The sequence below is a fragment of the Rhodococcus sp. H29-C3 genome (assembly GCF_030063405.1).
In the GTDB taxonomy this organism is placed as follows: domain Bacteria; phylum Actinomycetota; class Actinomycetes; order Mycobacteriales; family Mycobacteriaceae; genus Rhodococcoides.
Window position 1 is genome coordinate 687,181 of sequence record NZ_JASITC010000001.1, and the last position, 13,608, is coordinate 700,788.

Genomic DNA, 13,608 nt, shown 5'->3' on the forward strand with positions numbered 1-13,608 from the left:
TTGGTTACAGGAAGAACCGAGTTTGCGCAGAAGCCCCCGGAGCTCGTATGCCTTCGATACCGTCAGGTGAGGGTGCACCGAGTGGAGAACACCGTGGAACTGGTTCGTGAACAGATCGCACAGTCGTGGAACCGAGCCCGGCTCAGCGGCCTCGACCCGTCGGACACGTTGGAGAACTTCAGCGTCTCCGAAGTGGACCGACGCTCACGCTTACTCTCCGCTGCCGACCCGGTCCTCGACCGCATGGACAGCGTCCTGCGCGGCAGCCGCTATTGCGTCATCCTCGCCGACCGAGAAGCCAAGCTCGTCGACATCAGATTCGGTACCGACGCCGTCCGCACTCTAGTGGAGTCGACGGGCACGGTGGTGGGTCGGACTTTCACCGAGAACACCTCCGGCACCAATTCGATCGCGACGGTGTACGAGCTCAGAAAGCCGGTATCGGTTCGTGGCGAAGAGCATTTCATGGAATCGATGAAGATGTTCAGCTGCTACGGATATCCGATCGTCCACCCCATCACCCGCCGAATCGAGGGCGTACTCGACATCACTTTCCTCGAACCGGACGACAATCCTCTGCTCGAGCCGATGCTCGGCAATGCTGTCTCGGATATCCAGGACCGGCTCTTCGAGGAAACCCGGTGGAGCGAACAACTTCTCTTCGGAGCGTTCCAGCGCGCGTCGGCACGCAGGCGCGGAGCACCGGCCGTCGCGATAGCCGACGAAATGTTTTTGGAGAACACCAGCGCGGGCACACTTCTCGATGCTGTCGATCACGCTGCCTTGCGGGCACTGACCGACGATCCCATGCACCGCCAAGGCGTCGTCCGATCGATGACGTTGAGTTCGGGGGTGCGTGCCACCGTGCGATGGGAACGTCCGGCTTCCGGTGCGGGCATCGTGATCGAGATCGATCCGCTACGCGAAGGGTCGTGCAGCAGACCCGCTGCACCGTTGATCCGCGCCGAAAAGAAGCGTGGAGCCACCGTCAGCGTCAGCGGCGAACCCGGCTCCGGGCGAACTACGGTGTTGTCCGATCTGGCCGCTGATGCGAAGTTCTTCGACGCCGTCGATCTGGTGACACGTGACACGACCGAGTGGATGACTCTTGTGGGCGCCGCACTCGCCGACCCTGACGGCGCAGTGGTGATCGAGCATGTCCATCTGCTCACGCCGATCATCGCGCGAAGTCTTTATGTACAGCTCGAGAGCGCGGCTGCGTGGTTTGCCCTGTCTTCGAGTCCCACGTCTGCAGCGTCAGCTGAGCACCGTCAACTCCTCACCGCATGTAGTTCGACGATCGAACTGTCCCCACTCCGAACGCGTAGGCACGAGATCCCCGGTCTGGTGCGCACTTTCCTGGCGCAAGTACCGGGCGGACCCGACCGTCGCATCACCGCAGCTGCGATGACTGCGCTTATGGGCTACGACTGGCCCGGCAATCTGACCGAGTTGAGGAGCGAGGTGACCGAGGTTGCCGCCACACGTTCGGTCGGTGACATCACGCCGCGGGATCTGATCAGGCCGACATCGGGAGCACCCTCCACATGTCTGGGAACCCTTGACGCCGCTATGCGTGAAGCGATCGTTCGCGAACTCGAACGCCACGGAGGTAACAAACGAACCACCGCGGAGAAGCTGGGCATCAGCCGAACGACGCTCTACAAGCGAATGAAAGACCTCGGGATCGTGGGCTGAGAAAAGGTTGTTCAATATCTGAACACTCACCGCGTGTGATCCAGGTCACGATGGTAAAGCGCCACCTACCGGTAGGAGACTTTCGTGAAAATCAAAGCAGCTGTTCTGTTCGAGGCCCATAAGCCGTTCGAGATCATCGAACTCGACATGGACGGCCCAGGCCCCGGTGAGGTACTCATCAAGTACGTCGCCGCTGGTCTGTGCCATTCGGATCTGCACCTCCTCGACGGCGACCTTCCCCCGCGCTTTCCGATCGTCGGCGGCCACGAAGGCTCAGGAATCATCGAAGAAGTGGGCCCCGGCGTCACCAAGGTCAAGCCCGGCGATCACGTCGTGTGCTCGTTCATCCCGAACTGCGGCACCTGCCGCTACTGTTCGACCGGCCGACAGAGCCTGTGCGACATGGGCGCCACCATCCTCGAAGGCAGCATGACCGACGGCAGCTTCCGCCGTCGTGACAGCAAGGGCACCGAGTTCGGCGCCATGTGCATGCTCGGCACCTTCGCCGATCGAGCGACCATTTCCCAGCACTCGGTCGTGAAGGTCGACGACTGGCTGCCATTGGAAATCGCAGTGCTCGTCGGCTGCGGCGTCCCCTCAGGCTGGGGAACCGCCGTCTACGCAGGTGGGGTCCGAGCGGGCGATTCGGTCATCATCTACGGCATCGGCGGCCTCGGCATCAACGCCGTGCAAGGCGCTGTTCACTCCGGCGCCAAGCACGTCATCGTCGTCGACCCACTCGAATTCAAACGAAACCAAGCACTGAAATTCGGTGCCACGCACGCTTTTGCGGACTACGCATCAGCACAGGAGAAGCTCACCGAGCTCACCTGGGGACAGGGTGCCGATCAAGCGCTGATCCTCGTTGGGACCGTCGACGAAGAAGTCGTCCAGGCTGCGACCGCCGCGATCGGCAAAGGCGGAACCGTCGTCATCACCGGTCTTGCCGATCCTGCGGCCCTGACCGTGCACGTCTCGGGCACCGATCTCACGCTCAACCAGAAGACGATCAAGGGCACTCTGTTCGGGTCGGCGAACCCGCAGTACGACATCGTTCGACTACTGCGCCTCTACGACGCCGGGCAGCTGAAGCTGGACGAGTTGATCACCACGACGTACAGCCTCGAGCAGGTCAACGAGGGATACCAGGACCTACGCGACGGCAAGAACATGCGAGGTGTCATCCACTTCTAGGCGCCCGAAGCACGTGAGCGGAAATACGTCCCCCAGGACGTATTTCCGCTCATGTGCGTCATCACTCGGATGCGGTTCACATGTATTGGCGTAACTCCATCTTCGCGATGGACATCTTGTGGACCTCGTCGGGACCGTCGGCGAGTCGCAGGGCACGAATGTGGGCGTACATCATGGCGAGTGGGAAGTCGTCGCTGACGCCGCCCCCACCGTGGACCTGGATGGCGCGGTCGATGATCTTCAGAGCCATCTCGGGCGCAGCAACCTTGATGGCTGCGATCTCGGTTCGCGCTTGCTTGTTGCCGACCGTGTCCATCAGGTATGCGGCCTTCAAAGTCAGTAGGCGCGTCATCTCGATATCGATGCGAGCCTCCGCGATCCAGTCCTGAATGTTGGCCCGCGTCGCAATCGGCTTTCCGAACGTGACTCGCGATACCGCACGACGACAAAGCAATTCGAGAGCACGCTCGGCCACACCGATGGTCCGCATCGCATGGTGGATGCGACCAGGCCCGAGACGCGCCTGGCTGATGGCGAAACCTTCACCCGGGCCTTTCAACACATCCTTCGACGGCACTCGAACATTCTCGAAGAGCACTTCGGCGTGACCTTCTCGGTCGATGTAGCCGAAGACCGGCAGATTGCGGACCACAGTGACGCCGGGAGCATCGATCGGGACGACCAACATCGACTGCTGGCGATGGGTGGCCGCATCCGGATCGGTCTTACCCATGACGATGAGCACCTTGCAATTCTTGTGCAACGCGTTGGACGTCCACCACTTGCGGCCGTTCAGGATGTAGTCGTCACCGTCGAGCACCATGCTCATCTCGATGTTGGTGGCATCGGAACTGGCAACTGCAGGTTCGGTCATGGCGAATGCGGACCGAATTGTGCCGTCCAGCAGTGGCTTCAAATATTTTTCCTGGTGCTCCTCGGTCCCGAAAAGCGTGAGGACCTCCATGTTGCCGGTATCGGGGGCGTTGCAATTGCATGCCTCCGGTGCGAGCAGGCTTCGACCCATGATCTCGGCGAGCGGTGCATATTCGAGGTTGGTGAGCCCTGACCCCCATTCAGGGTGCGGGTGAAAGAGATTCCAGAGTCCCCGTGACCGGGCTTCCTTCTTGAGGTCCTCGATGATCTGAGGCTGACCGTGTGGATCGCCGAGTTCTCGCATCTGTTCGCTGTACACGGCCTCCGCCGGGTAGATGTGCGAGTCCATGAACTCGAGCAGGTCGGTTTCGTACTTCTTGGCCCGGTCGGTAGTTTCGAAGAACGACACGTGTTTCCCCTCAGTTGTTTTCGCCCATGAGAGCGGTTTGGTAGCGGCGCATTCCGCGAAGCCACCGGTCGTAATCGGATCCTTTGTTGCGGTACATGTCCAACACGTTGGCGTGCGGGAGAATCAGGAACTGTTCTGCGTCCATCGCGGCGAGCACGATCTCGGCGACATCGGCCGGCTCGAGGACGTCACCGGCGGCCAACACTGCCTTGGTCGCAGCGGTACCCAAGGCACTCCCGGACTCTTGCCCCTCGTACAGCAACTTGGTGTTGACGCCCATGGGGCACAAGCAGCTGACTCTGACACCACGATCGCCGTAGGTAACATTGAGCCACTCCGAGAAGCCCACGGCCGCATGTTTGGTGACCGAGTATGTGGCAGAACCGATTTGAGTGAGCAGCCCTGCAGCAGAAGCAGTACTGACGAAGTATCCCTCACCGCGTTCGATCCACGTGGGAACCAGCAGCTGCGCAGCTCTGATGTGCGCACGAAGATTGACGTCGATGGACAGATCCCAGTCGGCCTCGCTGGCGTCCAATCCCGGCGCACCGCCGATCCCGGCGTTGGCAAAATAAAGGTCTACCGGTCCGAAAGTATCCTCGGCGAGCGCAATGAGTGCAGTGATGTCCTCGACGACGGATGCATCCCCGCCGAGGGACACCGCCGCGCCCGGACTTGTCTGCTCGATACGAGAGACAACCTCCGAAGCAGCCGTTGCGTTCAGATCGGACACGACCACGCGGGCACCTTCGGTGACCAGTCGCTCGGCGAGCGCTCCGCCGATTCCTCCGCCGCCACCGGTGACGATCGCGACCTTGCCTGTAACCTTCATCACCCAGGTATAGCACGCGCCCCGTCGCACATCGACTCGAAGGAATAGCGGCCACGCCCTATCAGTTGGACCGCTACGTGACCCAACCCGCAGTGAGCAACCTCGACCTCGACGCAGCCGGACTCTTCACCCCCATCGAGGTGAAGTCCTTGAAGTTGCGCAATCGTTTCGCGATGGCACCGATGACACGCGCGTTCTCTCCAGGTGGAGTGCCCCGCGAAAACGTCGCCGAGTACTACCGCAGGCGAGCCGCAGGTGGGACCTCGCTGATTATCACCGAGGGCACGCTGATCCCCGACCCGGCCGCAGGCCCGGACTCCCGAGTCCCCCACATCCACGGCGACGAAAGCCTCGAGGGCTGGAAGGGCGTCGTCGACGCGGTACACGCCGAGGGCAGCGCGATCATCCCTCAGCTATGGCATCTCGGTGTCGAACGTGGCGCGACGCCGAGGTTCAACCCCGACGTCGTCACCGTCAGCCCGTCGGGACTCGCTCTCGACGGCTCGCCGGTCGGCCGAGCGTTCACCGCCGCTGATCTGGAAGAACAGAAGCAATTCTGGGTCGATGCCGCAGTGAACGCCAAGAAGACCGGATTCGACGGCGTCGAACTGCACGGTGCGCACGGGTACCTTCTCGATGAGTTCCTGTGGGAGCAGACCAACACTCGCGAGGACGGATATGGCGGTTCGCTGGAGGCGCGTACCCGATTCCCTGCCGAGGTGGTCGCAGCCATTCGCGCTGCCGTCGGGCCGGAGTTCGCGATCGTGTACCGATTCTCGCAGTGGAAATCGGGCCACTACGACGCCCGCCTAGCCCAGACTCCGCAGCAACTCGAAGGCATCCTCGCTCCGCTGGCCGACGCGGGTGTCGATGTTCTGCACCCCTCGACGCGACGCCACTGGGAGCCCGCCTTCCCGGAGCTGTCCGGGGTGGAAGGCGAACGCGGACTTGCCGGTTGGACGAAGTCGATCACCGGATTGCCTACCATCACAGTCGGTTCGGTCGGCCTCGACCAGGTATTCACCGGCGCATGGGGCAAAGATTCCACCGCAGGTACAACCAGTCTCGACCCGCTGCTCGCGCAATTCGAGCGTGGAGAGTTCGACATCGTCGCCGTCGGCCGGGCATTGCTGTCCGACCCGGAATGGGTGAACAAGGTTCAGCAGGGACGTCTCGACGACCGCATCCCGTTCGCCCGCGAGCACATCACCTCGCTGAACTGAGTCAGGCTCGCGGCGCAACATCAGCTAAGCAAAGCGTCTTCGCATGCCCGCGAGAAGTTCCTTCACTGCGGCACTCGGCCTGTCCGACCACACCAGAGCGAGAACTGCGTCGATGGTGACACCGGATATCGGCACCGCAATCAACTGATCGGTGAAAGCGGTTGCCATCGATCGACTGAGTATTCCGACGCCCATGCCGCGCGCGGCCAAGTCCGCGACTGCGGCGGGGGCGCTCGCGGCGAAGGCAATGTCGGCGACGATGCCTTGGTCTGCGCAGGCGTCGTCGAAGACTGCTCTGATTCCGGTGCCCGGGGGCAGGCAGACGATTCGATACGCGCATACCTGGTTCAGGCTCACAGTGCTCTCGGATGCGAGTGGGTGTTGTGCGGGAACGCACGCTGCGAGTCCTTCGGCGATGATGACCATCGAATCAAGCCCCTCGGGTGGCGCCGAGGCGGTGCCGACGAGGGCCAGGTCGAGTGCACCCGATCGTATTCTTGCGATCAGATCGTCCGAATTGCCCTCGGCCAGTGAGATATCGACACCGGGATACTCGAAGTGGAAGTCGGCCAACGCGTCGAACATCGGGGTGACGGTGCATGCGGTGACCATGCCGACGCTGACGCGACCCCGCACGAGCGAATGGACTTCGTCGACGGAAACCTGAAGATCTGCAGCAGACCTCAGGGCAGTCCGGGCATGTTCGATCGCTGCCTTACCGGCGACCGTCAGCGTCGCGACACGACTGCTGCGATCGATCAGTTGTGCGCCCACCTCGCGCTCGAGTGCACGAATTTGGGCACTGATGCCGGATTGACTGACCTTCACCCGTTCCGCAGCACGGGTGAAGTTCGACTCTTCCGCTACTGCCACGAAGTATTCCAGTTGACGCAGCTCCATAAGCCGAGATTCTAGTTTCGATCGCTACAATCTGTTGGACTTCTGGTTCGTGCACTTGCAATCTGGAGACATGACACGAGAGAAAGCACTCACCCCAGAAGATATCACCCGACTTTTCGTCGAGCGGTCCAACACAGGCGATGCGGAAGGCGTCGCCGCGCTGTACGCCGAGGATGCAGTCATGGCCTATCCCACAGGAAAAACAACTGTCGGACGCGTCGCGATCGAAGAACTGTGGGCATCGGTTCTTGCACACGGTCCACGCTTCGAAGCGGAGGAAGTCCTCCCGACGCTCCTCCACGGTGACATTGCGCTGACGTCCACGGCGCCGAAGGACGACGCAGGCGCACGTGCGCAGGTCGTGCAGCGTCAGCCCGACGGGTCGTGGTTGCGCATCATCGATCAGCCCGAGTTCAACTCGACGACCTGAGCAAGACCAGCACGCGCATGCCATCTGGATGCGGCAGATCGTGCGGGACTCTGACAGAATCTCGTGCGTGATGACGCAGCGGGCACGCCGCATGATCGACGTGGTGGCGAAGCGACTCGGACGCAGCATCACCGCCCTTGACGACGAGGTTCGAGATTTCGATTCGGCCCATCCGTGGTTCCTGAGCGCCGAGGAACGCGATAATCCCGATACCCGGATCGCAGCGTGGACCGAGGGCAATCGCGTCACGCCGCTGGTGCACGGGAAGAAGTACTTCGCGCGGCTCGCAGAGGCCTTGTCCGAAGCTGGTCGTGACGACCTGGTCTTCTTCACCGATTGGCGCGGCGATCCGGATCAGCTCCTCACCGACGACGGCGAGACAGTCGACGACGCACTGTCCGGCGTCGCCGAGCGCGGCGGGATCGTCAAAGGCATGGTGTGGCGCTCGCACATGGAGACTCTCGGGTTCGCGGGACGGAAGAACCGCAAGCTCGCCGAGCGACTGGAAGAGTCGGGCGGCGAGGTCGTCCTCGACCAGCGAGTACTGATGCTGGGAAGCCATCATCAAAAATTCGTGGTCATTCGCTATGTCGGCAAAGACCTTCAGGACGTCGCGTTCGTCGGGGGCATCGATCTAGCACGCGCCCGCCGGGACGATGCCGATCACTTCGGCGACCCCATCAGTAGGCCCTTCCCCCCGGAGTACGGCGAGACTCCCGCGTGGCACGACATGCAGGTGCAACTAGAGGGCCCCGCAGTCCGCGACGTCGAGGATGTGTTTCGAGAACGGTGGGAGGACCCGGCTGCCTTGTCGCGGCTGCCCTGGCACGCTCTTCCGGACATTCTCCGGGGAGTGACGCGCGAGCCTTCGGAACTCCCGGAGTCACCTGCCGGCCCCGATCCGCTGGGATCGTGCTCGGTGCAGCTACTCCGGACGTACCCCCGCCGTCGACCGGCGTATCCGTTCGCCACCAAGGGTGAGCGCAGTGCCGCTCGCGCGTATGCGAAAGCTCTTCGTCGCGCTCGCCAGCTGGTGTATGTAGAAGATCAGTACCTGTGGTCCGTCGACGTCGCACGTGTCTTCGCCGCTGCACTACGACGTTCACCCGACCTTCGGCTCGTCATCGTCGTCCCGAAGCATCTCGACGACGACAGCGCGATCACCATCCCGTCGGCGCTGCTCGGTCACTCCGCGGCGCTCGATGTCATTCGAGAGGCCGGTGGCGACCGAGTGTTGGTGCTGGATATCGAAAACGACCGCGGCATACCGGTGTACGTGCATTCGAAGGTCTGCATCATCGACGACGTCTGGGCGGCCGTGGGCTCGGACAACTTCAATCGCCGCTCGTGGACACACGATTCGGAGTTGACGGCCGCGATCATCGACGAGGAGATCGATCGCCGTGAGCCGGTCGACCCGGGCGGTCACGGCGACCGTGCCCGGGTATTCGCACGTTCACTACGCCTCGAGCTGATGCGCGAGCACCTCGATCGCGCGCCGGGGGACGACGCGGATCTTCTCGATCCCGGCTCGTTCTTCGACGTCGTCGGTGCGAGCGCCGATCGGCTCGACGAGTGGCATCACGCACCGGGGGCGGCACCACGGCCTGCGGGAAGGTTGCGCGCACACAACATCGAGGTGCCGCCGGAATGGCAGCAACGGCTCGCATCGTTGGCATACCGGGTGTTCGTCGATCCGGACGGTCGCCCTTTCGGGATGCGGCTGCGCAAGCACTTCTGACTGGGTGTCAGTGCGACCCACTGGAAGCATGAGATCGTGGGGCATGACGAGTGTGTGGCATCAAACTTTACTAAAAACAACCTGATCGTGAAGGTGACACTGACGTACCTTTCGGCCCTGACGGTGCTCTGCACAATGTTGGTGTTGCTGTACTGCGTCCCTCAGCTAGTGGTCTCCGGTGTGATCGAACCGGGGCCGCTGTTCGAGCTGATGGTGGTATTTCCGACGGTGGTCGGTGTGATTGCTTCCCTAATCGGAGCGGTCACGGGGGCTATCGCCCTTCCGCGCGTGCTGCGCGCCGGACAATACGCAAGCGCAGCCATGGCTGCCGGGCAGATCATCACCTGGACAATCGCTTTCGCGATTGTTCTCTGGGCGGGATACTTCGCCACGACAGGGTGGGAGCTGTTGATGCTGCCTCTCGCGCTGTTCATCGGCCAAGTCGTCGTCGCCGGGGGGCTTGTGGCGCGATTCAGACAGACACGTCGTGCCGCTTAGCGCGAAAACTCCACTCGATACCTGCCGGTATTTCTGTTTCGAACATATGCACTAACAGGGTGTGGATGAAACTGTGGATAACTCGAGGACCAAGGCCTTCGGGCTGTGGATGGCTTGTGGATAGATCTAACGGCTATCACTATATTCGCAGGTAGGACAGCATATAATTGAATTACAAGGCTGTGAGTAACTTTTGGTTGAAGCTAGAACCTAAGCTGTGTATGTTGGGGCGTGCAGCCAACTTTTGCCGGACTTCGAGGAAGTAGACGCATATGAAGAACATCGGGTTCTTGTCCTTCGGCCATTGGACGCCAAATCCCCAGTCGCAGACTCGATCGGCCTCCGACGTCCTCCTACAATCCATCGATCTCGCAGTTGCTGCCGAGGAATTGGGTGCCGACGGCGCTTACTTTCGCGTCCACCATTTCGCCAACCAACTTTCCTCACCGTTCCCGCTCCTCGCCGCAGTCGGTGCCAAAACGAGCAAGATCGAGATCGGTACCGGCGTCATCGACATGCGGTACGAGAACCCGTTCTACATGACCGAGGACGCCGGTTCCGCGGATCTCATCTCGGGCGGCCGGCTTCAGCTCGGGATCAGTCGGGGATCGCCCGAGCAGGTCATCGAGGGATACCGCTATTTCGGGCACACACCGCCGGAGGGGTCGGACCACGCAGCGATGGCCCGCGAGCACACCCGACAGTTCCTCGAGCTACTGGAAGGCAAGGGATTCGCCGAGCCGAACCCGTCGCCGATGTTCCCCAATCCCCCCGGACTCTTGCGCCTCGAGCCGTACTCCGAGGGACTGCGCAACCGAATCTGGTGGGGTGCAGGCACCCGGCAGACCGCCGAATGGGCTGCCGAGCAGGGTATGAACCTGATGAGCTCGACCCTCCTCAGCGAAGACACCGGTGTGCCGTTCCATCAGCTCCAGGCCGAGCAGATCGTTCGATTCCGTAAAGCTTGGTCCGACGCAGGCCACTCGCACGAGCCCCGAGTCTCGGTCAGTCGCAGCATCTTTCCCATCGTCAGCGATCTCGACCGCGCCTACTTCGGCCGCGAAGGCACAGGCCGAGACCAGGTGGGCTACCTCGACGGAGGCAAAGCCCGCTTCGGCAAAACCTATGCCGGAGAGCCTGATCAGCTCATCGCGGACCTGGCAGAGGACGAGGCCATCGCCGCCGCCGATACCCTGCTACTGACCATCCCCAATCAACTGGGTGTCGATTACTGTGCCCACGTCCTCGACGCGCTACTCACCGAAGTTGCCCCAGCACTCGGGTGGCGGTAGCACGCCGATTCGCAGACGTTCCGGCGGCGACTTCGCCGTCAGGCGCGCAAGGGGTGGTATCGGTCTGCAGGATCGATGCGGACCGGTATCTGGCACACCACCGCTTCGGTGTTTGCGTAGTACACCGGCAATTTCGTCGGTGCGTTGACCAGGCAGGAACTTGTGCCATCTGTTGGCCGGGTCGATCGTGGCAGCCGCCCTCGGTCCCGCCTTGGCCAGCGGAGCCGCACACCGAATCGGAGGCCCGAATACGTGAGGCGACCGCGTCCCGACGTCGCCGGTCGATCCGACCGGTTGCCCGGATCATCACACGAAATAGCCCCTCACCGGTTCCTGCGGGTGAGGGGCTTTCCGTCTCTGAGCCGCCTAAGAGAATCGAACTCTTGACCTTTTCATTACGAGTGAAATGCTCTACCGACTGAGCTAAGGCGGCGTGCCTTTCGGCGTTCGTGAGTCTAACGGAGCATCCCGCTCAAATGAAAATCGCCTGCTTGAACGGCCACTTCACGCTATCTGTCAGCCTGAATGAACCGTTGAAGCGATGGGGGCAGCCTCGATGAAGCACCCAGGCGATGGGGTCAGCTCAGCGCCGAACCCAACGACGCCACCATGGCGTACACCGCAAACTTCGGTTTGGCGTTGAGGGCCAGAGACTCACGGCAGAGCAGAATGGCCTCGATACTCTTCAGCAGCGCCTCGGGTGAGGCACCTTTGGCCATTCGTTCGATCTGCTCGGCCATGTCGGGGTGATTGAGCACGGCCGTCGACCCGTACGAGCGGGCCAACGCATCGCGATACAGGCCGGCGAGATCGATCAGTGCTCGGTCGTACGAGTCGCGCACGTTGCGGGTGCGGCGCGACTTCTGCCGCGCTTCAAGTTCCTTGATGACCCCCGCAGACCCTCGTAGCGCGCCCGCGGCGCCCTTACCGGTACCGCCGGCACCCAATGCGGTGCGAAGCTCCTCCATCTCGGTCCCGTCGAGCGCAGCGCTGATCTCCGCCGCTTCTGTTTCGGCGGCCTTCACCATCTCCTCGGCTGCGAGATAAGCCTGTGTGGGGCGAGCGGCGGCCGATGCGAGCCCCAGCGCACGCGTCCGTCGAGCACGGGCGTCCTCGTCTTTGGCGAGACGTCGAGCGCGCCCGACATGACCGCCACTGATCGACGCGGCCCACTCCGCCGTCTTCTGGTCCAGCTTGTCGCGGGTCTGCAGCACTCCTGCGATAGCCGACGCAGTAGGCGTCACCAAGGGGATGTGCCGGCAGCGTGACCGCAGGGTCACCGACATGTCCTCCGGATCGGTCGACGGCGCACATAGCAGCATCACGGTCCGCGTCGGCGGTTCCTCGACAACTTTGAGCAGCGCGTTGGCGGCGGCCTCGCTGAGCCGGTCCGCGTCCTCGATCACGACGATCTGCCACCGGCCGGTGCTCGGACGTCTCGACGCTATCGAGACGATGTCACGCATTTCCTTGACGCTGATGCTCAAACCCTGCGGGATGACGCGTCGAACATCGCCGTGGGTTCCTGCCATCGTCGTCGAACAGGCATGGCACTCGCCGCAGCCCGGTGAGCCTTCCGCCGTGCATTGGAGGGCGGCGGCGAAACACAGTGCGGCCACCGAACGTCCTGAGCCGGGAGGCCCGGTGAAAAGCCAGGCGTGAGTCATGGCGGACCCGGTATCGCCGTTGCGTGCGCCGACGGCTGCAGTGGTCAGCTGCAACTCGACGTCCTCTTGGCCGATCAGCCGATCGAATACTCCTGCCATGGGTGGTGATCCTAGTCGTCGAGTACGACGCCGTAGACGGTCGCGGTACTGCCGGATGGACGGATCACCCGACCTAGATGTCTTCCACGAGCATTCTCGCCGCCACGCTCAATCTGATACAGAACGAGCTGAAGTCCTTCTCGATCATGACGAACTGAAGCGCTCGGCCGTCGATATCGACCACGGCCACACAAGAATCACCCATGTAAGCGAAGATTTGAACCCTTCGCGCACCTACGTCGATGTAGGTCAGGTCGGTGACACCGGAGGTTCCCTCGATCGAATCCAGCGGGAGGCCTGCCTTGATCGTGGCAGTGAACGCAACATCCTCACCCGTCCAGACGCACCCGCCCGACATCGGTACGACCGTCTTCGGATCCACACCTACCGCTATCGTCAGCGTGATTTCGTCGAAATCGCATGGGTCGAACTCCGCAGAAGTTACCGCCTCGGTCGACGGCGGCATCGCCGAACTCGATTGGCCTTGCCCATGCCACGGGTCCTCGACGACAGCTTTGCCCTCGACCGATCGAGCGCACCCCGACAACGCGAGAAGACAGCATGCAACTACGGCTAGTTTCTTCCTCACAACCACTTGGACGTAGCGAACGCCCCGCTGGTTCCAGCGTTACCCAGTCGTGCTCGGCCAGCACCCGTCATCTTGAATGGTCCATTCAAGATGACAGATAGCTTGAATTGCCAATTCACGTTGGCAGAGACCGTGAATGGACCATTCAAGCAAAAAAGGGTCG

Annotated in this window: 12 protein-coding genes and 1 tRNA gene; 7 read left to right on the top strand and 6 right to left on the bottom strand. The window is 62.1% G+C overall.

Features of this window, described 5'->3' with window-relative positions; genetic code table 11:
* Positions 1 to 81 precede the first annotated feature (81 nt).
* Together QMK32_RS03395 and QMK32_RS03400 are read left to right on the top strand one after the other, a co-directional pair.
* Complete coding sequence (locus QMK32_RS03395) at positions 82 to 1,698, top strand: sigma-54-dependent Fis family transcriptional regulator (RefSeq protein ID WP_283472971.1); 1,617 nt, start codon at positions 82 to 84, stop codon at positions 1,696 to 1,698.
* An 84-nt stretch (positions 1,699 to 1,782) separates the two neighbouring features.
* The gene (locus QMK32_RS03400) at positions 1,783 to 2,892 is read left to right on the top strand and encodes an NDMA-dependent alcohol dehydrogenase (protein ID WP_269302445.1); all 1,110 of its coding nucleotides are present in this window, start codon (positions 1,783 to 1,785) and stop codon (positions 2,890 to 2,892) included.
* A gap of 76 nt (positions 2,893 to 2,968) precedes the next feature.
* Here QMK32_RS03400 and QMK32_RS03405 read toward each other — a convergent pair whose 3' ends face one another.
* Together QMK32_RS03405 and QMK32_RS03410 are read right to left on the bottom strand one after the other, a co-directional pair.
* Positions 2,969 to 4,114, bottom strand: coding sequence for an acyl-CoA dehydrogenase family protein (locus tag QMK32_RS03405; protein WP_502943525.1), 1,146 nt, complete (start codon positions 4,112 to 4,114; stop codon positions 2,969 to 2,971).
* Positions 4,115 to 4,184: 70 nt separating this feature from the next.
* Positions 4,185 to 5,006, bottom strand: coding sequence for an SDR family oxidoreductase (locus tag QMK32_RS03410; RefSeq protein WP_283472973.1), 822 nt, complete (start codon positions 5,004 to 5,006; stop codon positions 4,185 to 4,187).
* A gap of 92 nt (positions 5,007 to 5,098) precedes the next feature.
* Between QMK32_RS03410 and QMK32_RS03415 the strand changes: the two genes are divergently transcribed.
* The gene (locus QMK32_RS03415) at positions 5,099 to 6,229 is read left to right on the top strand and encodes an NADH:flavin oxidoreductase (protein ID WP_502943526.1); all 1,131 of its coding nucleotides are present in this window, start codon (positions 5,099 to 5,101) and stop codon (positions 6,227 to 6,229) included.
* A 24-nt stretch (positions 6,230 to 6,253) separates the two neighbouring features.
* Here the strand turns inward: QMK32_RS03415 and QMK32_RS03420 are convergent, their stop codons facing one another.
* Entirely contained in the window at positions 6,254 to 7,129 is an 876-nt protein-coding gene (locus QMK32_RS03420; protein WP_283472976.1) for a LysR family transcriptional regulator, read from the bottom strand.
* A 70-nt stretch (positions 7,130 to 7,199) separates the two neighbouring features.
* Between QMK32_RS03420 and QMK32_RS03425 the strand changes: the two genes are divergently transcribed.
* From QMK32_RS03425 to QMK32_RS03440, 4 genes are all read left to right on the top strand, one after another.
* Positions 7,200 to 7,559: a YybH family protein gene (locus QMK32_RS03425; RefSeq protein WP_283472977.1), complete on the top strand. Its 360-nt coding sequence runs from the start codon at positions 7,200 to 7,202 to the stop codon at positions 7,557 to 7,559.
* Positions 7,560 to 7,629: 70 nt separating this feature from the next.
* On the top strand, positions 7,630 to 9,300 hold the full coding sequence (locus QMK32_RS03430; protein ID WP_283472978.1) for a phospholipase D family protein: 1,671 nt from the start codon (positions 7,630 to 7,632) through the stop codon (positions 9,298 to 9,300).
* A gap of 36 nt (positions 9,301 to 9,336) precedes the next feature.
* On the top strand, positions 9,337 to 9,798 hold the full coding sequence (locus QMK32_RS03435) for a hypothetical protein (RefSeq protein ID WP_283472979.1): 462 nt from the start codon (positions 9,337 to 9,339) through the stop codon (positions 9,796 to 9,798).
* 272 nt (positions 9,799 to 10,070) lie between these two features.
* Positions 10,071 to 11,090 carry an LLM class flavin-dependent oxidoreductase gene (locus QMK32_RS03440; protein ID WP_283472981.1) on the top strand — a complete coding sequence of 340 codons (1,020 nt, stop codon included), beginning with the start codon at positions 10,071 to 10,073 and terminating at the stop codon, positions 11,088 to 11,090.
* A 360-nt stretch (positions 11,091 to 11,450) separates the two neighbouring features.
* Here QMK32_RS03440 and QMK32_RS03445 read toward each other — a convergent pair.
* The 3 genes from QMK32_RS03445 to QMK32_RS03455 form a co-directional block, all read right to left on the bottom strand.
* Positions 11,451 to 11,523, bottom strand: a tRNA-Thr gene (locus QMK32_RS03445).
* A 145-nt stretch (positions 11,524 to 11,668) separates the two neighbouring features.
* Positions 11,669 to 12,856: a DNA polymerase III subunit delta' gene (locus QMK32_RS03450; RefSeq protein ID WP_283472982.1), complete on the bottom strand. Its 1,188-nt coding sequence runs from the start codon at positions 12,854 to 12,856 to the stop codon at positions 11,669 to 11,671.
* Positions 12,857 to 12,929: 73 nt separating this feature from the next.
* Positions 12,930 to 13,445, bottom strand: coding sequence for a DUF3558 domain-containing protein (locus QMK32_RS03455; protein WP_283472983.1), 516 nt, complete (start codon positions 13,443 to 13,445; stop codon positions 12,930 to 12,932).
* Positions 13,446 to 13,608 lie beyond the last annotated feature (163 nt).

Bases quoted from the DNA above. Each gene is read 5' to 3' on its own strand.
- QMK32_RS03405 (WP_502943525.1), bottom strand. From the start codon at position 4,114: ATGGACTCGCACATCTACCCGGCGGAGGCCGTGTACAGCGAACAGATG.
- QMK32_RS03410 (WP_283472973.1), bottom strand. From the start codon at position 5,006: ATGAAGGTTACAGGCAAGGTCGCGATCGTCACCGGTGGCGGCGGAGGA.
- QMK32_RS03420 (WP_283472976.1), bottom strand. From the start codon at position 7,129: ATGGAGCTGCGTCAACTGGAATACTTCGTGGCAGTAGCGGAAGAGTCG.
- QMK32_RS03425 (WP_283472977.1), top strand. From the start codon at position 7,200: ATGACACGAGAGAAAGCACTCACCCCAGAAGATATCACCCGACTTTTC.
- QMK32_RS03430 (WP_283472978.1), top strand. From the start codon at position 7,630: ATGACGCAGCGGGCACGCCGCATGATCGACGTGGTGGCGAAGCGACTC.
- QMK32_RS03440 (WP_283472981.1), top strand. From the start codon at position 10,071: ATGAAGAACATCGGGTTCTTGTCCTTCGGCCATTGGACGCCAAATCCC.
- QMK32_RS03450 (WP_283472982.1), bottom strand. From the start codon at position 12,856: ATGGCAGGAGTATTCGATCGGCTGATCGGCCAAGAGGACGTCGAGTTG.